The 301-nt window shown below is 71.1% G+C and carries 1 pseudogene; it reads left to right on the forward strand.

What is annotated here, in order from left to right:
• Positions 1–301, forward strand: a pseudogene (locus MKK75_RS28760) (amino acid ABC transporter substrate-binding protein); the annotation flags it as partial.

Genomic DNA, 301 nt, shown 5'->3' on the forward strand with positions numbered 1-301 from the left:
GAGATGTCCCGGGCGCGCGCCGATCCAGACCTGCACGACAACCCCTCCCGCCAGTTCACGCCGACGCTGGTGCTCGCGGATGCTCGCAACCGGGCCGGTTCCACTGACGGTGCCAAGCTGCGCGCGGCCCGCGCCGCGACCGACATTCGCGGCCCGCGGACAATCATACCCGGGGAGGAGGGAGTTTTCGACGTGCACCGGCATGACCACGCCCGCCGCCCGGTCCGGCTCCAGTATCTCGACCCCGAGGTCATTGCGTGGGTCGGCGATCTCGCCTCCGACGGCCGGTCATCTTGGCCCC

The sequence above is a fragment of the Methylobacterium sp. J-030 genome (assembly GCF_022829545.1).
In the GTDB taxonomy this organism is placed as follows: Bacteria; Pseudomonadota; Alphaproteobacteria; order Rhizobiales; family Beijerinckiaceae; genus Methylobacterium.